Origin of the sequence: Cereibacter changlensis JA139 (genome assembly GCF_003034985.1) — a bacterium.
GTDB lineage: Bacteria > Pseudomonadota > Alphaproteobacteria > Rhodobacterales > Rhodobacteraceae > Cereibacter > Cereibacter changlensis.
In genome coordinates this window covers 13,886-36,246 of the sequence record NZ_PZKG01000029.1, presented here as the reverse complement: position 1 = coordinate 36,246, position 22,361 = coordinate 13,886, and the positions used below count along the sequence as shown (strand labels likewise).

Here is a 22,361-nt window from a genome sequence, read left to right as displayed (position 1 = left end):
CCCCCATGTCGTTTTCGGACGCCAAATGTCGGGCTGACTTGTCGCGCGCGGCCGCGTTAGGGCATGTATGCGCAAAACCCTGCCGTACGGAGTTGCCCCGATGAAGACCCATGTGAAAGCCCTTGTCGTCGGTGGTGGCGCCGTCGGAACCGGGATCGCCTATCACCTCGCCAAGGCCGGCTGGGACACCATGCTGATCGAGCGCGACGAGCTGACCTCCGGCTCCACCTGGCATGCCGCGGGGCTTCTGCCGCTCTTCAACATGAGCTACGCCACCACCCACATCCACAAGTATTCGGTCGACTTCTACAAGGGTCTCGAGGCGGAGACCGGGCTGAACCCGGGCTTCTACGTCGTCGGCAACCTGCGCATGGCCCAGACCGATGCGCGGATGGACGAGTACATGCTCTACTCGTCCGTGGCCGAGACCGCCGGGGTCTATCATGAATTCCTCACCCCGGCGCAGATCAAGGAGCGCTGGCCGCTGGTGCGCACCGAGGATCTGAAGGGCGCGCTCTACCACCCGCAGGACGGCTACATCAACCCGGCCGACGTGACGCAGGCGATGGCCAAGGGCGCGCGGCAACTCGGCGCGACCATCGAGCGGCGGATCCAGGTGAACGGCTACCGCTGGACCGGCAGCGAATGGATCGTCACCTGCGCCCGGATGGTGGAGCAGGGCGGCAATCTCGTGGCCTCCGAGGAGACCTTCGAGATCCATGCCGAGCATGTGGTCACCGCCACCGGCAACCATGCGCAGCGCACCGCGCGGCTCCTCGGGATCAAGATCCCGGCGATCCCGGTCGAGCACCAGTATATCGTGACCGAACCCGACCCCGCGCTGGTCGAATGGCGCAAGACCAACCCGCAGCACCCGGTGCTGCGCGACGCCGACGCCAAGTGGTATGTCCGCGAGGAGCGCGGCGGCTGGATCCTCGGGCCCTACGAGCGCAACGCCCCGGCGCGCTTCCTCTATGACGTGCCGCAGAGCTTCCGCGCCGACCTCTTCCCGCTCGATCTGGAGCGGATCGAGGAGGAATACATGTCGATGATCCACCGTCTGCCCTCGTCGGAAACGGTCGGCCTGAAGGACGATTACAACGGCCCGATCTGCTACACCCCCGACGGCAACCCGCTGGTCGGCCCGGCTCCTGGGCTGCGCAACATGTGGCTGGCCGAGGGCTTCTCCTTCGGCATCACCGCGGCGGGCGGCACCGGCTACTATCTCGCGCAGATGATGACCCAGGGCGAAGCCGAGATCGACATGGCCTCGCTCGATCCCAAGCGCTACGGCTCGTGGATGACCACGGAATACGCGGCGCGCAAGAACGAGGAATGCTATGAGCATGTCTTCATCCTGCACCACCCGGACGAGGAGCGCGAAGCCTGCCGCCCGCTGCGCACCGCCCCGGTCTACGACCGCCAGAAGGCGCTCGGCGCGCAATTCGGTCAGGTGAACGGCTGGGAGCGGCCGAACTACTACGGTCCGCTCGATGCGCCGTCGAATTTCGACCACGACAGCCGCAGCTTCCGGCGCGGCGAGTGGTGGCAATACGCCAAGGCCGAGGCCGAGGCGCTGCGCGAGACGGCCGGCCTGATCGACGCCACCGCCTTCACCAAGCATCTGGTGCGCGGCCCCGGCGCCACCGCCTTCCTCGACTGGTTCACCTGCAACAAGCTGCCCGCCGTGGGCCGCATCAACCTGACCTATGCGCTGACCGCCACCGGCACGACGCGCACCGAATACACCATCGTCCGCTTCGCCGAGAACGAATACTACCTCGTCTCCGCCGGGGCCTGGACGGCCTATGACGCCGACTATCTCAAGCAATGCGCCGCCGAGAAGATGGCCGAATTCGGCTGGATCGACATCCACGACGTCACCACCCAATACGGCGTCTTCGCCCTTGCCGGCCCCAATTCCCGCGCGATCCTGAACGAGATCGTCAAGGATGCCGACCCGGCCACGGTGCTGTCGAACAAGCGCTTCCCCTGGCTCAGCTACCGCAACATCGAGCTCGGCATGTGCCCGGTCCGCGCCATCCGCGTCGCCTATACCGGCGAGCTCGGCTGGGAGCTGCACCACCCGATCGAGATGTCGGCCTATCTCTGGGACCTGCTCCTGAAGGCGGGCGAGAAGCACGGGTTGAAGCTCGTCGGTGCGCGGGCGCAGAACTGGCTCCGGCAGGAGAAATCCTACCGCGCCTTCGGCAACGAACTGGGCCGCGACGCGACGCCGATGGAGGCCGGTCTCGACCGCTTCATCGACCTCTCGAAGGACTTCCAGGGCAAGCAGGCGATGCTCGATACCGGCATCCGCTCGAAATGCGTCACCGTGCTGATCGACGGACCGGCCGATGCCGACCCCTGGGGCAAGGAAGCCCTGCTGCATGACGGCGAGAAGATCGGCCGTCTGACCTCGGGCGGCTGGTCGGTGGCCTTCGGCAAGCAGATCGGCATGGGCTATGTGCGTTCGGATCTGGCCGAAGTCGGCCAGAAGCTGAAGGTGCGCATGTTCCGCGAGCTCTATGACGTGACGGTGGTGGAGGATTCGCCCTTCGACCCCTCGAACGCCCGCATCCGCAAGGATGGCTGACCCTGCGGGGAGGCGGCCGGCGCCGCCTCCCGCTCAGCTGCCCGGGTGCGGCAGCTGGTGGAAATGCATCGTAACCGCCTCGGGGTCCAGCAGCAGGATGCCGTAGCCCGGCGCCTCGTCCGCGGTGGCGAAGCGGTTCTCGAACAGCAGCGCCGTCTGCTGGCAGGTGCTGCGCACCGTGCTGACCGACAGGCCCTGCCACTGCCCGGCGCTCGGGCGGTGGACATGACCGGCCGAAAGATGCCGCACCCTCCCATGCCGCGCGCAGAGCCGGGCCAGCGCCTCGGCGGAGCCGGGCTCCAGCCGGCAGGCGTCGGGCGCGGGCAGGCCGATCGGCATCGGCGGGTGGTGCAGGAACAGCGCGACGTCAGAGGCCGCCGCCTCGGCCAGCCGCGCCTCCAGCCAATCGAGCCGCTTCTCGCAGAGCCGCCCCCCGACCTCGCCCTCCTCCAGCGTGTCGATCAGGATCACCCGGGTCTCGCCCAGCGCCGTCATGCTCTGCACATGGCCGCTGTCGCAGGCGAGCCCCGGGAAGCGGGCGAGGAAGGCCGGCCGGTCGTCGTGATTGCCCAGCGTCAGCCGAACGGGCGGCAGCAGCGCCGCCAGCAGCCGCTCCAGCGTGGCGTAGGATTCGGGGCTGCCGTCGTCGCTCAGGTCGCCGGAGATCACCACCAGATCGGCATCGGCATGGCGCAGGTTGATGTCGGCGATGGCGCGGGCAAGCCCGGCCTCGGGGTCGCGGCCGCCGACCCTTTGGCCGGGTTGCGCGAGATGCGGGTCGGAGAGCTGGATGATCTTCATCGGCAGGGTCCTCAGGGCAGGGGGCGGGTGGTGCCGCGGCAGACGAGGTCGGCGGCGAGGCGCAGGGTCATCGGCGCAAGCTCGGGCGCCGCGCGGCGGCGGGCAAGCAGCTCCAGCGCCTTTTCCGCCATCAGCGCCGGGTCCTGCCGGAAGCTGGTAAGGCGATAGGCCTCCCAGGCGGCCTCGGGGATGTCGTCGAAGCCGATCACCTGCAGCGCCCCGGGCACGTCGATCCCGCGCCGCCGCGCCACGTCCAGCGCGCCGAAGGCCATCAGGTCGTTGACGCAGAACAGCGCGTCGGGCGGGTCGGCCGCCGCCAGCAGCGCCTCGGCCGCCTGCCGTCCGCCGGCATAGTCGCTGTCGGCGCCGCGCTCCCAGGCCAGCGGCAGGCCGAGCAGCGCCGCCTCGGCAAGGAAGGCCGCCTCGCGCTCCACGATCATCGGCGTGGCCGAGGCCGAGCCGACAAGCCCCAGCCGCCGCGCGCCGCTGGCGGCGAAGCGCCGGGCGGCAGTGCGCGCCGCAGCCTCGTTGCCGATATGCACGGTGTCGACCTCGGGCTCGTTGCGGCCGATGGCGACCAGCGGCTGACCGTTCAGCCGGGCCAGCGCCACCACCTCGGGCGGCGGCGAGCCGGACAGCACGATGGTGGCCGAGGCGCGGTGGCCGATGACGATCTCGCAGGCGGCGGCGAGATCGGTCTTGGTGTCGCCGGTGTCGATGATCAGCGGGATCGAGCCCTGGCGGATCAGCGCCCGCGACAGCTCGGCCACCAGATGCGCCCGGAAGCCGAGCTCTGGCCGGCTGACCACCAGCCCGACCAGCCGGCTCTGCCGGGCCAAGAGACCGCGGGCGAGGTCGTTCACCCGGTAGCCCAGCTCTTCCGCCGCCGCCATGACGCGGGCGCGGGTCTTCGGCGCGATCGAGGCGCCGGGGGTGAAGCAGCGCGACACCGCCGAGCGCGACACGCCCGCCCGCCGCGCCACCTCGTCGGCGCTGACGAAGCCCTGGTTGCGGTCCGGCATCTACTTGCCCACCCGCGCCAGCACGTCGGCCTTCAGGAACCGCTCCACCAGCAGCATGAAGCCGATGGAGGGGACCAGCAGCAGCAGCGCGGTGATCGAGGCGATCTGGTAATTGCCGCCCCCCGCCGCGGTGAACAGGGTCAGCGGCAGCATCTGCACATCCGGCGCGCCGACGAAATAGCTGCCGGTGAACTCGTCGAGCGACTCGAGGAAGACGAAGATCGCCGCCGCCAGAAGCCCCGGCAGCGCCTGCGGCAGGGTCACGTCGCGAAAGGCCCGGAACGGCCCGGCGCCCATCGAGCGCGCCGCCTCCTCGCCGTCGCGCGGCACGGCGGAAAAGGCGGCGGTGGCGATCCAGACCGACAGCACCAGCCCGTGCACCGTATGCACGATCACTACCCCGGCAATCGTGCCGTTCAGGCCGAACTGGTAGAAGATCCGGGCGATGTTGACGTAGACCGTCAGGTTCGGAAAGGCCTGCGGGATCAGGAAGGACAGAAGGATCAGCGCCTTGGCCGGCAAGGGCAGCCGCGCCAGCGCATAGCCCGCCGGGATCGACAGCATGAGCGACAGCGCCACCGTCAGCAGCGCCACGGTCAGGCTGTTGCCCAGCGCCTCCCAGGCGGCGCCGCGCGGCGAGAACACCCGCCCCCAGTAGGAAAAACCCCAGTCGCTGGGAAACGCATTCGGGTAGAACCACTTCTCGGCGAAGGCCCAGAGCAGCAGGTTCAAGAGCGGGCCGAAGATCAGGAAGGCCAGAAGGCCCAGCCCGATGCCGCGCGGGATCCAGAGCAGCCTTGTCATGTGCGTTCCTTCAGGCCGAGGCGGAGGTAGAGGATGGCGAAGCCCGAGGTCATCAGCAGCGACACCACGCCCAGCGCATTGGCCACGCCGTAATCGCCGTAGGCGTTGATGCGGAAGGCGATGTCGGCGGTGATGGTGGTCGGCGCGGTGGCGTTCAGCATCATCGGCACCGAGAGCACCGACATCATGGTGACGATCGACAAGATCAGCCCGGTCATCAGCGTGCCCGCCACCTGCGGCGTCACGATGTCCCACAGCGTGCGCAGCCGGCTCGCCCCCATGTTCAGCGCGGCCTCGATGGTGCCGCGGTCGAGCGAGGTCATGGCCCCGGCAACCAGCAGGGTGACGAAGGGGGTCTGCTTCCAGACGAAGGCGAAGACGATGGCCCGGCCGTCGAGCCAGTTCGAGGCCGTCGCCGGATCGACCAGCCCCACCAGCTCCAGCCCGCCGTTCAGCATGCCGTTCTTGGCGAGGAAGGTGCGCAGCACCTGCGCCGTGACGATGAAGGGGATGAACAACGGCCAGCGATAAAGCCAGCGCAGCAGCGCCACGGCGCGCGGGTTGCGCCCCAGCGTCAGGTAGCCGGCGATGGCCAGCGAGAAGACTGCGATGAGCAGGGTGGAAAGACCGATGACCAGCAGGGTGAACAGGATGTCCGGCAGGTAGAGATCGGCGATCTTGGCGAAATTGGCGAGGCTCCGGCCCTCTTCGGTGGCGAAGGCCCCGGTGACCGAGGCGGCCAGCGGCAGCACGAAGAACACCAGCACCATGGCCAGCGCCGGGGCGACCAGCAGCAGGCCGGGCAGGGCGGAGCGGTGGCGCGGGAGAGCGGGAGAGGGCATGCGGTGTCCTGGGTCGGATCGGCGTTGGACGCGGAGAAGGCCCAGCCCCCCGTCAGGGGCCGGGCCGAAGGCTGAGGCTCACTGCGCCAGATGGCGCTCGTAGGCCTCGAGGATCGCGATGTTGTAGGGCGCGATCGGGAAGGGCTTGCCGCGCGCGGCCAGCTGGTCCGGCGTCACGTCGGTGAACAGCTTGTCCCAGGTCTCGGCCGGCAGCTCGGCCTGCACATGGCCGGCGTCGATGCCCGGATACCAGTTGAAGCGCTCGACGATGCCTTCGGCCTGCACCTTCGGGCTGGTCGCCAGCTCGACGAAGGCGCGCGCGAGATCGGCGTTCGGGGCCTTCTCCGGGATGACGTAATGCATCGGCTGGCCCGGCATGCCCGGCTCCGGCAGCACCAGACGGAAGTCTTCCGGCAGCTGGCCGTTGGCCTTCCAGGAATAGAACATGTCGACCCAGACCGGCCCGATGGCGATCTCGCCCTGCGCCAGCATGTCGAGCGTGCCGGCATTGCCCGCCGTCAGCGTGGCGTTCTTGGTGAAGGCCGCCAGCTCGTCGAAGGCCTTGTCCCACTTGCCGGTCTCGGCTTCCTCAAAGGGGCCGTTCATCAGCTTGGCGGCGTCGCCCTCGCCATAGGCGTAGATCCAGCCCATGACGAAGCTGACGCCCGAGGCGCCGCCCTTGATGCCGTTGTAGCCGAACTGGCCGGGATGCTCGGCCGCCCAGGCCTTCAGCGCGTCATAGCTCTGCGGCGGGGTCTCGACCATCGCCGGGTTGTAGGCCAGCGCGGTCTGGCTGTTGAACATCGGCATGACATAGCCCTTCACCTCGGCCCCCAGCGCCATGTCGGCATTGGCGCGGGTGACCAGCGACCCGGTCGTGATCGCGTCGCGATAGGCGGCGAGATAGCCCGCCGTCACCATCGGCCCGGCGAATTTCTCGTGCACCACGGCCACGTCGGTGTCCCAGACCGAGGCATTCGCCCCGGCCTGCGCCTCGAAGCGCTCGAGGATCTTCTGCGACCCGGCGTCGCCCGGGCCGGTGCCCACGGCGCGCACGGTGACGCCCGGGTGCTCGGCCTCGAACAGCGGGCCGAGGTATTCGTTCACGTAATCGACCATGTTCTGGTCGCCCGCGGTGAGCACGGTCAGCTCCTGGGCGAACGCCGGGCTCAGCGAGACGCCGAAGGCCAGGGCGGTGGCGAAGGTGGTTTTCATCGGAAACTCCGTTGGGGTTGAGGCTCGGGGACGGTCCGTGGACCGTGGGTGTCGCCGCGCCCGTCTGCCGGGGCGGCGAAGAGGAAAAGCTGGGCTGGCGGCACGTCCAGCCGGACGGCGCTGCCGGGGACATGCGGCATCGGGGCGAGCGCCTCGACCTGGGCCTGCCCGATGCGCAGCGACAGCCGCCAGCAGCCGCCGGGATAGCTGCAGCCGGTCACCCGGCCAAAGAGCGACAGCACCCCCGGCGCCGCCTCGGGCGCATCGACCGGCTGCAGCACCGCCGCCTCGGCGCGGAACCGCGCCTCCACCGGGCCGGGGCGCAGCCCGGGCAGGGGCAGCGCCCGGTTCCACTCGGAGGCCGGCAGCCGGACCCCGCCGTCCCCGGCCACCGCCTCCAGCGCCAGCAGGTTCTCGGCCCCCATGAAGGCGGCGACAAAGCCGGAATTCGGCCGGTTGTAGATCTCTTCGGGGCTGCCATCCTGCCGGATCACGCCCTGGTCGAGGATCACGATGCGGTCGGCCATCACCATGGCCTCCTCGCGGTCATGCGTCACATGGATCGCGGTGATGCCCAGCGCCTGCTGCAGCGCACGGATCTCGCCGCGCAGCTGCAGCCTTATGCGGGCGTCGAGGTTGGAGAGCGGCTCGTCCAGCAGCAGGATGTCGGGCCTGACCGCCAGCGCCCGGCCCAGCGCCACGCGCTGGCGCTGGCCGCCCGACAGCGCCGCGGGCTTGCGCCCCTCCAGCCCGGCAAGCCCGAGCATCGCCAGCACCTCGGCCACCCGCGCCGCGATCTCGGCCCGGGGCAGGCCGCGCAGCGCCAGCCCGTAGCCGATGTGCTGCGCCACGGTCTTGTGCGGCCACAGAGCATAGGACTGGAACACCATCGACATGCCGCGCCGGTCCGGGGGCAGGGCGGTGATCTCGGCCCCGTCGCGCAGGATGCGCCCGGCGCGCGGCGTCTCGAAACCGGCGATGCTGCGCAGCAGGGTGGTCTTGCCGCAGCCCGAAGAGCCCAGCAGGGCGACGAACTGGCCCTTCGGCACCGCCAGATCGATGCCCTTCAGCACCAGCCCGGCCCCGTATCCCGCCTGAAGCCCCTCGACGCTGAGGTGATCCCGTTCTTGCACGGCTGTGCATCCCCGCTCATGATCTGACGGCTGCAGAGCTACCGCGGCTTTGCGACGGCTGCGTTTCGGCTCTGCGACGGTTTCGTGTCGATCGGGGGCGCGGGCGCTGACGCCCGCGCATTAGGTTCAGTTCCGGCGCGGGCGCCCGCGCCCGCGCCGGGGGGCTCATTTAGCCGAAAGCAGTTCCGGCACGCTCAGCAGGATGAACTCGTTCTGCGCCGCGGCGTCGAGATCCCGCCCCGAGGAATAGGGCAGGTTGTTGTCGTTCGCGACGAGGATATGCGTCTCGTCCACCCGCATCACATCCTCGATGGTGAAGAAGGGGAAGGTCATCTTCCCGGCCAGATCGCGGTTCGCGGCGGTCGGCAGCCGGTTCAGCCCCTCCGGGTCCTCGATGTCCATCAGGTCGATATGGCCGATGCGGCGCACGAAGCCCTCGGCGTCGCGGGTGGCGGTGTCGATCAGCACCACGCGCTTCAGCATCGCCGGATCGGGGAAGCAATCCGCCGCCGGCTCGCCCGCGCACTTCAGGCTCGGATCGCCCTCGCCATTGTCGCGCTCGATCACCAGCGCCCGGGTCTCGTCGATGAAGTTGAAATCGCCGATCGCCGTCGCCCCCTCGGCCAGCGCGAACTTGAAGCTGTCGCCGGTCCACTCCTCCTTCGCCGGGTCAAAGGCCAGCACGGTGAGGAAATTGCCCGCCGGCGCGCCATTGGACCCGAGCAGCGGCTTCTCCAGCATGGCCCAGAGCAGGTTCGAGCCCGGCTGCAGCGCCATGCCCTCGAAACCGCCGGAGCGGGCGACAGTGTAATCCACCCCCGCTTCCGCCGGGATCTTCAGCGCCGCATTGTCGGGCGAGCGCAGCTCGGTCCCGCCCTGCCGGGTGGCGAAGACGCCGGTCACCCGGCCGTCGAGATCGGCGCGGATCAGCCAGGGGCCGAACTCCTCGCCGATCCACAGTTCGCCATCCAGCAGCTGGATGCTCTCCGGGTCGAAATCGGCGCCGGTCAGATAGCGGCTGTCGGTACCCTCATAGGCGATGCGGAACGGCGCCTTGCGGTCGGGGTCATGCAGGAAGACGGTCTCGTGCAGCTCCACCGCGCCGGTCTCGAAATCCGGGGTCAGGCGGTGGAAGAACAGCAGCGCATCCGGGCTGTTGGCCTTGGTGCCGAAACCGTTGTCGGTCAGCGCGTAGATCGAGCCGTCCTCGGCCCGCTGCATGGCGAAGCCGGAGAAGCCCTGCAGCGGCTGGCCGAGGAAGGGCAGGCTGATGCCGGTGGCGCGCTTGCCATGCGAGGCGCCGGTGTCGCCCATCACGGTCATCGGCCGGTCGTTGCGCGCGGCGCCGGTGAACTTGCCACTGGTCCAGGCGTCGCGCGGCGCGTCGGCGGGCGGGGCGACAAGGCTCAGCGCCGGCAGCACGGCATGGCCGGAAAGCCGCGCCGGAAAGCGCTCTTCCGCGCTGGCGGCGCCGGCCAGCGGCAGCAGGGCGAGGCTCGACAGAAGCAGGCGATTGATCATGGGAAACTCCGTTCACGGGGCTGGGAAGGCCAGATCAGTCCGCCGCTCAGGCAACGCGGCGGTGACAGGGATCTGAACTTTCGGCGACAATCGGCAGCGCCGTCCGCGTGAAAGGGTTTTTCGTGCGCTCGCCCGGGGACTACCCCCAGGCCCGCGCCTGCGGCGGGCCGAGCTGCATCAGGTCCACCGCCCGGGCGGCGATCTGCCCGACCACCGCCTGCAGATCGACGGGGTTGAGGTAGAAGGCCGGGACCGGCGGCGCCACGATGGCGCCCATCTCGGTCACGGTGGTCATGTTGCGCAGATGCGCCAGCGTCAGCGGGCTTTCCCGGGCGATCAGCACCAGCCGCCGCCGCTCCTTCAGCTGCACCGAGGCGGCGCGGGTCAACAGGTTGTCGTCGAGCCCGATGGCGATGGCGGCGAGGCTGCGCATCGAGCAGGGCGCGACGATCATCCCCGCCACCGGGCAGGAGCCCGAGGCGATGGCCGCGCCGATATTGCCGATGGCATGGGTGCGGGTCGCCAGCGCCCTCAGCCGCGCGGGCCCGTCGGGGCCGATCTCCTCGACCAGCGTCCGCTCGCCCGCCTTGCTGACCACGAGGTCGATCTCGGCCCCCAGCCGGGCGAGACCCTCGGCCACCGCCAGCCCGATGGCCGCGCCCGACGCGCCGGCAACCCCCAGAACCACCCTCATCGCCGTTGCCCCAGCCGCGCCAGAAGCTGTTCGGCGAAGGCCTCGGCCTCGGGCGCCTGCGCCATGACCTCGCCCCAGTCGCGGGTCGTCTCGGGGCCGATCTTGTTGGTGGCGTCGATGCCGATCTTGCCCGCCAGCCCCGGCTCGGGCGAGGCGAAATCGAGGTAGTCCATCGGCGTCCGGTCAAGGATCGTCACGTCGCGCGACGGGTCCATCCGCGTGGCCATGGCCCAGGCGACATCGTTCCAGTCGCGCGGGTTGATGTCGGCATCCACCACGATCACCATCTTGGTGTAGGAGAACTGCGCCAGCATCCCCCAGAGCGCCAGCATCACCCGCCGCGCCTGACCGGGATAGCGCTTGTCGATCGACAGGATGGCGATGCGGTAGGAGCAGGCGGCCGGCGGCAGCCAGAGATCGCGCAGCTCGGGGATCTGCTGGCGGAAGACCGGCAGCGCCAGCTCGTTGAACACCTCGCCGATCACCGAGGGCTCGTCGGGCGGCCGGCCGGTGTGGGTGGTGAGATAGACCGGATCGCGGCGATGGGTGATGGCCGAAAGCCGCAGCACCGGGAATTGATCGACCGAGTTGTAATAGCCGGTATGGTCGCCGAAGGGGCCTTCAGGGGCCGTCTCGCCGGGATGCACCCAGCCCTCGAGGATGATCTCGGCATTGGCGGGCACCATCAGCGGCACGGTCTTCGCCGCGACGAGCGGGGTGCGGGCGCCGCGCAGCACGCCGGAGAAGGTCAGCTCCGACACCTGTTCCGGCAGGGGCAGGGCGGCGCCCAGAAGCAGCGCCGGATCGCAGCCGAGGGCGAGGGCCACGGGCATCGGCTGGCCCGCGCGCTCCCACGTCCGGTGATGCCCCGCGCCGCCGCGATGGGCGAGCCAGCGCATGATCAGCCGGTCATGCCCGATGACCTGCGCCCGGTAGACCCCGGCGTTGTAGGCGGCTGTATCCTCCTGCGCCGAGCCATAGGGCCGGGTCAGCACCACCGGCCAGGTGATCAGCGGCCCGGCATCGCCCGGCCAGCAGGTCGGCACCGGGATCCTGCCCATGTCGGGCGCGGTCTGCACCACCTCCTGCACCTCGGCGGAGCGCACCACCTTGGCCCTTGTGTTCAGCGCGGCCTGCAGATGCGGCCAGCGCGACAGCGCGTCGCGCATGCCGGCGACCGGGGCAGGGGTGCGCAGCGCGGCAAGAAAGGCGCCGAGCTCGGGGATCTGGTCCAGCGTCAGCCCCAGCCCCGCCGCAACCCGCTCGCGCGTGCCGAAGAGATTGGCCAGCAGCGGCATCGCGACGCGGCCCGCAGGCCCCGTCACATGGTCGAAGCGCAGCACCGGCCCGCCGGCGCGCAGCACGCGGTCAGCGACGGCGGTGGTTTGCTGCTGCAGCGAGACCGGATCAACTATCCGCAATAGCTGGCCTTTTGCGGCGCACCAGTCGGTGAAGGAACGAAGATCGGGGAAGACGGGCAGGCTGCGCATCGGGGGCTTTCGGTCTGTTTCGAGCGGCCTAGCAGCCCCGTCCATGCAATGGCTTGATTTACATCAATTCTCACCCGCGACACGGCTGCTAGACCCGCCCCATCCGATCGGAAGGTGCGCCATGACCGCTTTGCCCACTCTCGCCCCGCCGCTGTCGCGGCTCGCCGGGCTTCTGCCGAAGCCGCCCGCCTCGGTGGCGCTGACCCTGCTCGCCCGCCGCATCGCCGCCCGCCACCCCGAGATCGTCTCGCGGCTCGGCTACCATGCCGGCGCCACTTTCGCGCTCGATCCGACAGACCTGCCCGTGGTGATGGTCCTGACCCTGCCGGGCGGCGTGCCGCGCATCCGGCTGCAGAAGGACGACGCCGGCACCGATTGCAGGATCTCGGGCAAGCTCTCGGCGCTCTTCGCGCTGGTGCATGGGGCGGTGGATGGCGATGCGCTGTTCTTCTCGCGCGATCTGGTGATCGCGGGGGATACGGCGGCGGCGCTGGCCCTGCGCAATGCGATCGACAATGCCGAGCTTGATATCATGGAAGAGCTGCAGCATCTCGCCCCGCCCTTGGCGCGGGCGCTGCGCCCGGTGGTGGCGCTGCTGGAGCGACAAACCGGCGTGGCCCTGCACCGCGCCTCTGGAGTGAACTGATGGAACTGGTCTGCCCTGCGGGCACCCCCGCCGCCCTGCGCGCCGCCGTCGAGGCGGGCGCCCATTCGGTCTATTGCGGCTTCGCCGACGAGACCAATGCGCGCAACTTCCCCGGCCTGAACTTCTCGCGTCCCGAACTGGCCGAGGGCGTGGCCTTCGCGCATCGGCATGGCGCCAAGGTGCTGGTGGCGATCAACACCTTCCCCCGCGCCGGGGACGAGGCGATCTGGCACCGCGCCGTGGCCGATGCCGAAAAGGCCGGCGTCGATGCGGTGATCCTGGCCGACATCGGCCTCCTCGCCCATGCCGCCAAGCACCACCCCAAGCTGCGCCGCAACCTCTCGGTGCAGGCGGCGGCGGCCAATGCCGATGTGATCAACTTCTACGCCCGCGAATTCGGCGTCAGCCGCGTCGTCCTGCCCCGCGTCCTGACCGTGGCCGAGATCGCCGCGATCAACCGCGAGACCGAGGTGGAGACCGAGGTCTTCGTCTTCGGCGGGCTCTGCGTCATGGCCGAGGGCCGCTGCTCGCTGTCCTCCTATGCCACCGGGCAATCGCCCAACATGAACGGCGTCTGCTCGCCCGCCTCCGAGGTGGAATATGTGCAGGAAGGCGCGCAACTGGCGGCGCGGCTTGGCAATTTCACCATCCACCGCGTCGGCGCCTCCGAGCCCGCGCCCTATCCCACGCTCTGCAAGGGCTGCTTCACCTCGGGCGACGAGACCGGGCATATCTTCGAAGACGCGGTGTCACTGAACGCGACCGAGCTTCTGCCGCAGCTGAAGAAGGCCGGCGTCACCGCGCTGAAGATCGAGGGGCGGCAACGCTCGCGGTCCTATGTCGCGCAGGTGGTGCGCTCGTTCCGCGCCGCCGTCGATGCGCTGGAGGCGGGGCGGCCGATGCCGACCTCGGCGCTGGCCGCCCTGTCCGAAGGGCAGGCCTCGACCACCGGCGCCTATGCCAAGACCTGGAGGTAACATCATGGATCTCACCCTTGGCCCGATCCAGTTCTTCTGGGAGGCCCCCCGCATCCGCGATTTCTACGCCCGCATCGCCGACGAGGCCCCGGTGGCCCGCGTCGTGCTGGGCGAACTGGTCTGCTCCAAGCGCCTGCCGTTCTGGCAGGGCGAAATCCCGGTGGCGGTGGAGCGGCTGAAGGCGGCGGGCAAGGAGGTCTGGCTGACCTCGCTCGCCCTCGTCACGCTGAAACGCGAACGGCAGCTGACCGAAGAGCTGGTCGATGCCGGGGTGGGGGTCGAGATCTCGGACCTGACGACACTGGCCTATCTGCCGAAGGGCACACCCTTCTCGGTGAGCCCGCTGATCAATGTCTACAACATCGGCACGCTCGACTGGCTGGCCGAGCGCGGGGCGAAGCGGATCTGCCTGCCGAACGAGCTGCCGCTGGCCTCGGCAGCCAAGCTGGCGGCCGCGGGGGCCGAGCGCGGCGTGGCGGTCGAGGTCTGGGGCTTTGGGCGGCAGCCGCTGGCGATCTCGGGGCGTTGCTATCATGCGCGGCTGCACAACCGCTCGAAGGACAGCTGCCAGTTCATCTGCAACGCCGATCCCGACGGGCGCGAGGTCGATACGCTGGACGGCGAACGCTTCCTCGCGGTGAACGGGGTGCAGACGCTGTCGGCGGCCACCTCCTTTGCCGGGGGCGAGATCGGCGCGCTGGCGGCGGCGCAGGTCTCGGCGCTGCGGCTCTCGCCGCAGACCGGCAACATGGTGGCGCTGGCGCGGGAGTTCGAGGCGGCGATCGCGGCAGGCAAGGCCGGCCCGGCGCTGGAGGCCGCGGCCCGTGCGGCAGCGCCGGGCGGGCAGCTCGCCAACGGCTATCTGCGCGGCCATGCGGGGGCAGAGTGGGCGCCGGCCTGAGGCCGGGGCCCTGCCTCAGCGCAAGTCCATGAGAATGCGAGACATTCTCAGATTATTAGGCCCTTGAACCGCGGGCCCGCTTTCGCTAGACAGCCGCTCTCATTCCCCGGGGCCGGAGCGCACAGATGACCCATGTCGTGAAGCTGGCCATCGGCAGCCTGATCGTTGGCATCCTGGTGCTCGGTCTGAAGACGCTCGCCTGGCGGATGACCGGCTCCATCGCGCTTCTCTCCGACGCGATGGAGAGCATCGTCAACGTGGCGACGGCCATCGTCGCGCTGGTGGCGATCCGGGTCGCGGCAATCCCGGCCGACGCCAATCACCCCTACGGCCATCACAAGGCCGAATTCCTCAGCGCCGTGCTCGAAGGCGTGATGATCATCATCGCAGCCCTCCTGATCCTGCGCGAGGCCTATCACGGCTTCCTCGCCCCGATGCCGCTCGACGCGCCGCTGAACGGGCTGGCGGTCAATGTCGGCGCCTCGCTGCTGAACGCCTTCTGGTGCTGGATCCTGATCACCCGCGGCCGGCTGCTGCGCTCGCCGGCGCTGGTGGCCGACGGCCGTCACCTCTTGACCGACGTGGTCTCCTCGATCGGCGTCACCGCCGGGGTGCTGCTGGCGATCTCGACCGGCTGGTCGGTGCTCGACCCGCTCCTGGCGGCGCTGGTGGCGGTGAACATCCTCTGGTCGGGCTGGAAGGTGATGTCCACCTCGCTCAGCGGACTGCTCGACGAATCCGTCTCGGACGAGACGCTGGCGACGGTGAAGGCGGTGATCTCGGCCGAGGCCAGCGGCGCGGTGGAGGCGCATGACCTGCGCACCCGCCATGCGGGGCAGGTGACCTTCATCGACTTCCACCTCGTCGTCACCGGCGAGACCACCGTCGCCGCGGCGCATGACATCTGCGACCGGATCGAGACCGCGCTGCACCGGGTGGTGCCCGACAGCCGGGTCAGCATCCATGTCGAGCCGGAGCACAAGGCCAAGCATTCCGGCATCGTGGTGCTCTGACCGAGGCCCACCCGCTCTCCGCCTCTCCTCCCGCTCCCGCGCCCCGGCTCCGCACCGCAGCCCGCGCCCCCGGGCCGCGCTTCCCCCGCCGCCTGCGCCTGACCCGGCGCCGTCGGCAGAGCCCGCACCCCTCTCACCTTGCCCAAATATCCTCGGGAGGTCCGGAGGGCAGACATGCCCTCCGGGGCCAGCCCGGACGCGCCGCCGGCCCGGCTGGCGGCAGTCCCCGCATCACCTGCGACCTTCCGGCACAGAGCCGGCCCCCGCGCCAGCCGCAGAGCCCTCCGCCCTCCACCCTTTCACCTTGCCCAAATATCCTCGGGAGGTCCGGAGGGCAGACAGCCCTCCGGGGCCGGCCCCGGACGCGCCGCCGGCCCGGCTGGCGCGGCGGTCCCTGCACCACCTGCGACCTTCCGGCACAGAGCCGCCTGCCGAAGGTTAACACCGTACTAACAGAACATAGGACACGCATCAAAAACAATGGGTTACCTCCATTTTCACGCGTGAAAACCGAACGCCCCCACCCAGAGCGGCCATTCCCGCTTGATATCGGTCAAGGCCGCCGATCCGGTTCCGGCCCAGTCTCGCCCCATCGCAGCAATCAGGAAAGCGAGACCATCATGACCGGCCTGACCACCTCGACCGTCCGCAGCCTCGTCGGGCTCCTGGATGTGTTCGGTGCAGCCTTTTCCGTCAGCGCGGCGGTCCGTTACCACCGCCGTCCCAGCGCCGAGGATCTGCGGAGACTCGGCATCAACGAAGCCGATTTCCCGACCCGGTTCTGACACCGCAAAAGAAAAGGCCCGCGTCGCCGCGGGCCTTCCGTTTCACTGGTACTGCTCCGGCCGTCAGGCCGTCGCCTCCGCCAGCGGTTCGGGATTGTTCCGGTTCCAGCGGATCGAGGACCAGAGAGAGACCCCGATCAGCGCCGCGCCGCCCAGCCCGGTGATCACTTCCGGGATGTGGTAGATCGTCTGCACGAACATGATCACCGACAGGATCAGGATCGCGTAGAAGGCCCCGTGCTCGAGGTAGCGGTATTGCGCCAGCGTGCCGTGCTCGACCAGCATGATGGTCATCGAGCGGACATACATCGCGCCGATCCCCAGACCGATGGCGATGACGAACAGGTTCTGGCTCAGCGCGAAGGCCCCGATCACCCCGTCGAAGGAGAAGGAGGCATCCAACACCTCGAGATAGAGGAAGGCGCCGAGCCCGCCCTTCACCGCCACGTCGGTGGTTTGCTGGCTGGCGTCGAGGAAGCCGCCCAGCACCTCGACCAGCAGGAAGGTCAGCAGGCCGTAGATCGCCGCATTGACGAAGACCTGCGCCTCCGGCCCCTCCAGCAGCCGCGAGAAGGCGAGGGTGATCGACAGCACCACCGCCACCTCGATGCCGCGGATCGAGGAATAGCGCGAGGCCTGCTCCTCGATCCAGGCGACCCAGTGCACGTCCTTCTCGTGGTCGAAGAAGTAGGACAGGCCGACCATCATCAGGAAGGCACCGCCGAAGGCCGCGATCGGCAGGTGGGCGTCATGCATGATGCGGGCGTATTCCTCGGGCTGCGAGGCGGCCAGCACCAGCGCGTCGATCGGCCCGATATTGGCGGCGATCACCACGATCAGCAGCGGGAAGACGATGCGCATGCCGAAGACGGCGATGATGATGCCCCAGGTCAGGAAGCGGTGCTGCCAGACTGGGGTCATCGTCTTCAGCTTGTTGGCGTTGACGATGGCGTTGTCGAAGGAGAGCGAGATCTCCAGCACCGCCAGCACGGTGACGATGAAGAAGATCGACAGCGTGCCCGAGACCGTGCCGGTGCTCTGCCAGCCGAGCAGCGCCCCCAGCGCGAGGCCGATGGCGGTGACGATGAAGGCCCAGGTGAAGTAGCGGATCGGGGCTTTGTGGGTGACGGTGGTCATGCGCTGGCCCCGGGTCCAAAGGTCGGCGTCGGAAGGAAGCAGGCGCCGGAGCGCGCATGCGAGGGAAGAAGGGTCATGGAGAAGTATCCAGGCGGCATTGACGCTGCGATGCCGACATCACGAGAGTGCCGCAGTTCTCTCGCCAGAGGGGCCCGGACATCGTAGAACCGCCTGATGAGGCGGTTGCCCGCATGGCTCTCCCGCCGGGGGGCGGGAGAGCCATGCGATAGCTCCCGATGTGGGATGAATGGGGGGCTTGTCAAGCAGGCCCGCTCCCGAATCCGTGATCGGCGACGGAATCCGGACACAGTCCGGGGTCAGCCCAGATGGACGGCGGTGTGCCAGGCGTCGCAGCGCGCCATCAGGTCGTCGGGCAGGGCGCGGTCGGTGAAGATCGCGTCGATCTCGGAGAGCGAGGCCAGCTTCACCGGGGCCGAGCGGTCGAGCTTGGAGGCGTCGGCGACGAGGAAGGTCTGGCGCGACTGGCGGATGATCGCCTTGGCGACCCGCACCTCGGCCAGGTCGAAATCCAGCAGGTCGCCGTCGCGGTCCAGCGCCGAGATGCCGATGATGGCGAAATCGACCTTGAACTGCTCGATGAACTGGGTGGTGAGATCCCCCACCAACCCGCCGTCCGACCGCCGGAGCCCGCCGCCCGCCACCATGATCTCGCAGCTCTCGTTGGCGACGAGGATATTGGCCACGTTCATGTTGTTGGTGACCACGGTGATGTTGCGGTGGTTCAGCAGTTCGCGCGCCACCGCCTCGGTGGTGGTGCCGATGTTGAGGATCATCGAGCTGTTGTCGGGAATCGCCTTGGCGCAGCAGCGGCCGATCGCGGCCTTGGCGGCGTCGTTCATCCGCCGCCGCTCCTCGTAGCCGATGTTCGACACGCCGGTGCGCATCACCGCGCCGCCATGCACCCGGTCGAGAAGTCCCGCCTCCGACAGCTCGGTCAGGTCGCGGCGGATGGTCTGCAGCGTGACGGCGAAGCGCTCGGCCAGCTGTTCCACCACCACGCGGCCTTCGCTGCGGGCCATTTCAAGGATCTCGGTCTGCCGGAAGTTCAGGGCCATCTGGGTCTCGTCGCTGGGGTCGCGACCTGTTTGCCATGCTTCCCGCGACGTGTCATGCGTTCCGATGGTGGCAAAGCGGCGCGGAACCAAGGTTTTGCGTTTTTCCGCCGCGCGGCGCTGGGCTGACGCCGCGCGCCATCCTGACCCGAAGCAGCACGAGACCCAGATGACACCCTCCGCCCGCCTTTCCGCCGCGATCGAGATCCTTGACCGGGTGCTCGCCGGGGCCTCCGCCGAACAGGCGCTGACCAACTGGGGCCGCGCCAGCCGATTCGCTGGCTCGGGCGACCGGGCGGCGGTGCGCGACCTGGTGTTCGAAGCGCTGCGCTGCCGCCGCTCCTTCGCGGCGATGGGCGGGCTGGGAGGCCGCGGGCTGATCCTCGGCGGGCTGCGTGCGGCGGGGACTGACCCCGCTGGCCTCTTCACCGGCGAGGGCCATGCCCCGGCGCCGCTGACCGAGGAGGAGTTGGAGCCCCGCCCGCCGCTCTCCGAGCTGGAGGCGCTGGACTGCCCCGACTGGCTGGCGCCGCAGCTGCGCGACAGCCTGGGCGAGCGCTTCGCTCCGGTGATGCAGGCGCTGCGCCACCGCGCCCCGGTCTTCCTGCGGGTGAACACCGCGCGGTGCAGCCTTGAGGAGGCGCGGCAGAGGCTCGCGGTTGAGGCCATCATCGCCGAGCCGCACCCGCTGGCCGCCACCGCGCTGCAGGTCACCGCCGGCGCGCGCAAGATCCATGCCTCGCGCATCTATGCCGAGGGGCTGGTGGAGCTGCAGGATGCCGCCTCGCAAGCGGTGGTGGAGGCGCTGCCTCTGGTCGCGGGGCAGCGCGTGCTGGATTATTGCGCCGGCGGCGGCGGCAAGACGCTCGCGATGGCGGCGCGGGCGCGGCTGGCGCTCTTCGCCCATGACGCCGATCCCGGGCGGATGCGCGACCTGCCGGTGCGGGCCGAGCGGGCGGGCGAGCGGGTGGCGCTGCTCGACGGCGCGGCGGTCTCGCGCCAGGCGCCCTTCGACCTGGTGCTGGCCGATGCGCCCTGCAGCGGCTCGGGCAGCTGGCGCCGCGCGCCCGAAGCGAAATGGGCGCTGACCGAGGCGCGGCTGCAGGCGCTCTGCGCGCTGCAGGCGGACATCCTCGACCGGGTGGCCCCGCTGGTCGCGCCCGGCGGGCATCTGGCCTATGCCACCTGCTCGCTGCTGTCGGTGGAGAACGAGGCCCAGGTCGAGGCTTTCCTCGTGCGCCACCCCGGCTGGCAGCGCCGCGACCAGCGGGTGCTGACACCGCTGGACGGCGGCGACGGCTTCTTCCTTAGCCTGCTGGCGGCGCCCTGAGCGCGGATTTCTGCCCGGCGGTTAAGTCCTGATTAAACGTTCTGGTCCTGAATGGGGTGCGAGGCGACTCCAGCAGGATGGGTGACCGTGGCACAGGCCTTGGATCTGATCGGGACGGCGCGCAGCTTCTCCTCGCGGCTCTGGCTGCTGATCGCCGTGGCGCTCGCCAGCTTCGCGGTGGCCTCGCTGACCCGCGATACCGAGTTGCGGATGATCGCCGGGGTCGCCGGGCTGACCTTCGCCGGGATGGTCATTGTCTCGCGGCTGCTGCTGGTGCTCGGCTGGATCGGCGACCGGCGGCTGAATGGGCGATTGCGACGGCTGATCGGTCAGGACGCCTCGCCCTGTTTCAGCACCGATGCGCTCGGCCGCATCGGTTTCCAGAACGCCGCCGCGGCGGAGCGCTTCGGCGAGGGCGTCGGCTCCACCCTGCTCGCCGCGCTGAAGGACCATTTCGCCAGCCCGGCCTCGGTGCTCTACCGGCTGCAATGCCGCGCCGCCCAGGGCGGCAGCGCACGGGAGGATGTGGCGACCCGGCGCGGCCACACCCGGCTTTCGGTGCACCGGATCGGCAAGGCGCGCTTCCTATGGCGGCTGGAAGAGTTTCTCGACCGCCCCGGCCAGGGCCGCGGGGCCGAGACGCTGAGCCTGCCGATGCTGATCGCCAACAAGGCCGGCGTCGTGCTGTTCAGCAACGAGGCGATGCGCCGCCTGCTGGGGCGGCGGCCCGACCAGCTGGACAGCCTGTTCGTTTCCGGCCCGCCGCGTCCGGGAGAGGAGGTCGAGATCCGCGCGGCCGAGGGCCAGCTGCGCGCCCTGCCGGTGGAGATCGCCGGGCCGGGCGAGCGGCGCGAGGTCTACCTGCTGCCGGCGCCGTGCTGTCGGGCCGATGATGAGGTGATGGCCGATTTCGAACATCTGCCGGTGGCGCTGCTGAAATTCGAGGGCGACGGCGGCCTGCACGCCGCCAACCGGGCGGCGCGCGACCTGCTCTGGCTGGCGCCCGGGGCGGAGGCGGAATTCGCCGATCTCTTCGAGGGGCTCGGCCGCTCGGTCTCGGACTGGCTGGCGGATGTCGCGACTGAGCGCAGCCCCGGCGGGGCCGAGGTGCTGCGCCTGCGCCGCGCCGAGGAGGACGTGTTCCTGCAGATCACCCTGCGCCGCATCGTCGAGCGCGGCCGTCCCGCGGTGCTGGCGGTGCTGAACGACGCGACGGCGCTGAAGACATTGGAGGCGCAGTTCGTCCAGAGCCAGAAGATGCAGGCCATCGGCCAGCTTGCCGGCGGAATCGCGCATGACTTCAACAACCTGCTGACCGCGATCTCCGGCCATTGCGACCTCTTGCTGCTGCGCCACGAGCGCGAGGACCCGGAATATGCCGATCTGGTGCAGATCCACCAGAACGCCAATCGCGCCGCCAGCCTCGTCGGCCAGCTGCTGGCCTTCTCGCGCAAGCAGACGCTGCAGCCCGAGCGGGTCGACCTGCAGGAGGTGCTGTCCGATCTCACCCATCTGCTGAACCGGCTGGTCGGCGAGCGGGTGAGCCTGCGGCTGTCCCCGGCCGCCGACCTGGGGCCGATCCGCGCCGACAAGCGGCAGCTGGAGCAGGTGCTGATGAACCTGGTGGTGAACGCCCGGGACGCCATGCCGGAGGGCGGCGTGATCCGCATTTCTACCGAGGCGGTGACCCTGACCGAAGAGCTCAGGCGCGACCGGGCGGTGGTGCCGGCGGGCAATTACGCGCTGATCCATGTGCAGGACACCGGCACCGGCATCCCCGCCGACCGGCTGCAGAAGATCTTCGAGCCATTCTACACCACCAAGCGGCCGGGGGAGGGCACCGGGCTCGGGCTCTCGACCGCTTACGGTATCGTGAAACAGTCCGGCGGCTTCATCTTCGTCGATTCAGAACCGGGGGAGGGCTCGGTCTTCCATCTCTATTTCCCGATCCACGACCTGCCGCTGCCCGAGCCGGCGCGGCCCGCGCCCGCCCCCCGCGCGCCGATGCGCTGCGGCGAGGGGGTGGTGCTGCTGGTCGAGGACGAGGCGCCGGTGCGGGCCTTCGCTTCGCGCGCGCTCAGGATGCGCGGCTTCACCGTGCTCGAGGCCGAAAATGCCGAGGAGGCGCTGCACACGCTGGAGGACTCCGCGCTGGAGGTCGATGTCTTCGTCACCGATGTAGTGATGCCGGGGATGGACGGCCCCACCTGGGTGCGGAGGGCGCTGGAGGACCGGCCGGAGGTGAGGGTGGTCTTCGTTTCCGGCTATGCCGAGGAATGCCTGGCGGGCACCAAGGCGCGGATCCCGAACTCGGTCTTCCTGCCGAAACCCTTCTCGCTGACCGAGCTGACGGCGACGGTGCAGGGCCAGCTGCAGTGAAG

At 69.7% G+C, this 22,361-nt stretch carries 19 protein-coding genes; 8 read left to right on the top strand and 11 right to left on the bottom strand.

Annotation, left to right across the window (positions count from 1 at the left end):
* Positions 1-100 precede the first annotated feature (100 nt).
* On the top strand, positions 101-2,596 hold the full coding sequence (locus C5F48_RS08860; RefSeq protein WP_107663548.1) for a GcvT family protein: 2,496 nt from the start codon (positions 101-103) through the stop codon (positions 2,594-2,596).
* Positions 2,597-2,629: 33 nt separating this feature from the next.
* Here C5F48_RS08860 and C5F48_RS08855 read toward each other — a convergent pair whose 3' ends face one another.
* The 9 genes from C5F48_RS08855 to C5F48_RS08815 all read right to left on the bottom strand — a co-directional run bounded on the left by C5F48_RS08855 (position 2,630) and on the right by C5F48_RS08815 (position 12,118).
* Positions 2,630-3,397 carry a phosphodiesterase gene (locus C5F48_RS08855; protein WP_107663547.1) on the bottom strand — a complete coding sequence of 256 codons (768 nt, stop codon included), beginning with the start codon at positions 3,395-3,397 and terminating at the stop codon, positions 2,630-2,632.
* Positions 3,398-3,408: 11 nt separating this feature from the next.
* Positions 3,409-4,419, bottom strand: a complete 1,011-nt coding sequence (locus tag C5F48_RS08850) for a LacI family DNA-binding transcriptional regulator (RefSeq protein WP_107663546.1) — start codon at positions 4,417-4,419, stop codon at positions 3,409-3,411.
* Complete coding sequence (locus C5F48_RS08845; protein ID WP_107663545.1) at positions 4,420-5,223, bottom strand: ABC transporter permease; 804 nt, start codon at positions 5,221-5,223, stop codon at positions 4,420-4,422.
* The gene (locus C5F48_RS08840) at positions 5,220-6,065 is read right to left on the bottom strand and encodes an ABC transporter permease (protein ID WP_107663544.1); all 846 of its coding nucleotides are present in this window, start codon (positions 6,063-6,065) and stop codon (positions 5,220-5,222) included. Before C5F48_RS08840 ends, C5F48_RS08845 begins: the two co-directional genes overlap by 4 nt.
* Before the next feature lie 78 nt (positions 6,066-6,143).
* Positions 6,144-7,280 carry an ABC transporter substrate-binding protein gene (locus tag C5F48_RS08835; protein WP_107663543.1) on the bottom strand — a complete coding sequence of 379 codons (1,137 nt, stop codon included), beginning with the start codon at positions 7,278-7,280 and terminating at the stop codon, positions 6,144-6,146.
* Positions 7,277-8,413, bottom strand: coding sequence for an ABC transporter ATP-binding protein (locus C5F48_RS08830; RefSeq protein ID WP_107663542.1), 1,137 nt, complete (start codon positions 8,411-8,413; stop codon positions 7,277-7,279). Before C5F48_RS08830 ends, C5F48_RS08835 begins: the two co-directional genes overlap by 4 nt.
* A 165-nt stretch (positions 8,414-8,578) precedes the next feature.
* Positions 8,579-9,934 (bottom strand): esterase-like activity of phytase family protein, encoded by a 1,356-nt coding sequence (locus C5F48_RS08825; protein ID WP_107663541.1) that lies wholly within the window; start codon positions 9,932-9,934, stop codon positions 8,579-8,581.
* Between the two features lie 139 nt (positions 9,935-10,073).
* Positions 10,074-10,628 carry a UbiX family flavin prenyltransferase gene (locus C5F48_RS08820; protein WP_107663540.1) on the bottom strand — a complete coding sequence of 185 codons (555 nt, stop codon included), beginning with the start codon at positions 10,626-10,628 and terminating at the stop codon, positions 10,074-10,076.
* Entirely contained in the window at positions 10,625-12,118 is a 1,494-nt protein-coding gene (locus C5F48_RS08815) for a UbiD family decarboxylase (protein ID WP_107663539.1), read from the bottom strand. The genes C5F48_RS08820 and C5F48_RS08815 overlap by 4 nt, the downstream gene beginning before the upstream one ends.
* 121 nt (positions 12,119-12,239) lie before the next feature.
* Here C5F48_RS08815 and ubiT point away from each other — a divergent pair, with 121 nt between their 5' ends.
* From ubiT to C5F48_RS25120, 5 genes are all read left to right on the top strand, one after another.
* On the top strand, positions 12,240-12,764 hold the full coding sequence (ubiT, locus tag C5F48_RS08810; protein ID WP_107663538.1) for a ubiquinone anaerobic biosynthesis accessory factor UbiT: 525 nt from the start codon (positions 12,240-12,242) through the stop codon (positions 12,762-12,764).
* Positions 12,764-13,741: a ubiquinone anaerobic biosynthesis protein UbiU gene (ubiU, locus tag C5F48_RS08805; RefSeq protein ID WP_107663537.1), complete on the top strand. Its 978-nt coding sequence runs from the start codon at positions 12,764-12,766 to the stop codon at positions 13,739-13,741. Before ubiT ends, ubiU begins: the two co-directional genes overlap by 1 nt.
* Positions 13,742-13,745: 4 nt before the next feature.
* Positions 13,746-14,642 carry a ubiquinone anaerobic biosynthesis protein UbiV gene (gene ubiV, locus C5F48_RS08800; RefSeq protein ID WP_107663536.1) on the top strand — a complete coding sequence of 299 codons (897 nt, stop codon included), beginning with the start codon at positions 13,746-13,748 and terminating at the stop codon, positions 14,640-14,642.
* A gap of 125 nt (positions 14,643-14,767) precedes the next feature.
* Positions 14,768-15,655 carry a cation diffusion facilitator family transporter gene (locus tag C5F48_RS08795; RefSeq protein ID WP_107663535.1) on the top strand — a complete coding sequence of 296 codons (888 nt, stop codon included), beginning with the start codon at positions 14,768-14,770 and terminating at the stop codon, positions 15,653-15,655.
* A 620-nt stretch (positions 15,656-16,275) separates the two neighbouring features.
* Positions 16,276-16,440, top strand: coding sequence for a hypothetical protein (locus C5F48_RS25120; RefSeq protein WP_170139567.1), 165 nt, complete (start codon positions 16,276-16,278; stop codon positions 16,438-16,440).
* 63 nt (positions 16,441-16,503) lie between these two features.
* Here C5F48_RS25120 and C5F48_RS08790 read toward each other — a convergent pair whose 3' ends face one another.
* Complete coding sequence (locus C5F48_RS08790) at positions 16,504-17,577, bottom strand: DUF475 domain-containing protein (RefSeq protein WP_107663534.1); 1,074 nt, start codon at positions 17,575-17,577, stop codon at positions 16,504-16,506.
* Between the two features lie 317 nt (positions 17,578-17,894).
* A complete protein-coding gene (locus C5F48_RS08785) occupies positions 17,895-18,653 on the bottom strand; it encodes a DeoR/GlpR family DNA-binding transcription regulator (RefSeq protein ID WP_107663533.1) in 759 nt (252 codons plus the stop codon).
* 166 nt (positions 18,654-18,819) lie between these two features.
* Between C5F48_RS08785 and C5F48_RS08780 the strand changes: the two genes are divergently transcribed.
* Together C5F48_RS08780 and C5F48_RS08775 are read left to right on the top strand one after the other, a co-directional pair.
* Positions 18,820-19,980 (top strand): RsmB/NOP family class I SAM-dependent RNA methyltransferase, encoded by a 1,161-nt coding sequence (locus C5F48_RS08780; protein WP_107663555.1) that lies wholly within the window; start codon positions 18,820-18,822, stop codon positions 19,978-19,980.
* A 210-nt stretch (positions 19,981-20,190) separates the two neighbouring features.
* Positions 20,191-22,359, top strand: coding sequence for an ATP-binding protein (locus C5F48_RS08775; protein ID WP_245941316.1), 2,169 nt, complete (start codon positions 20,191-20,193; stop codon positions 22,357-22,359).
* The last annotated feature ends 2 nt before the right edge of the window (positions 22,360-22,361 follow it).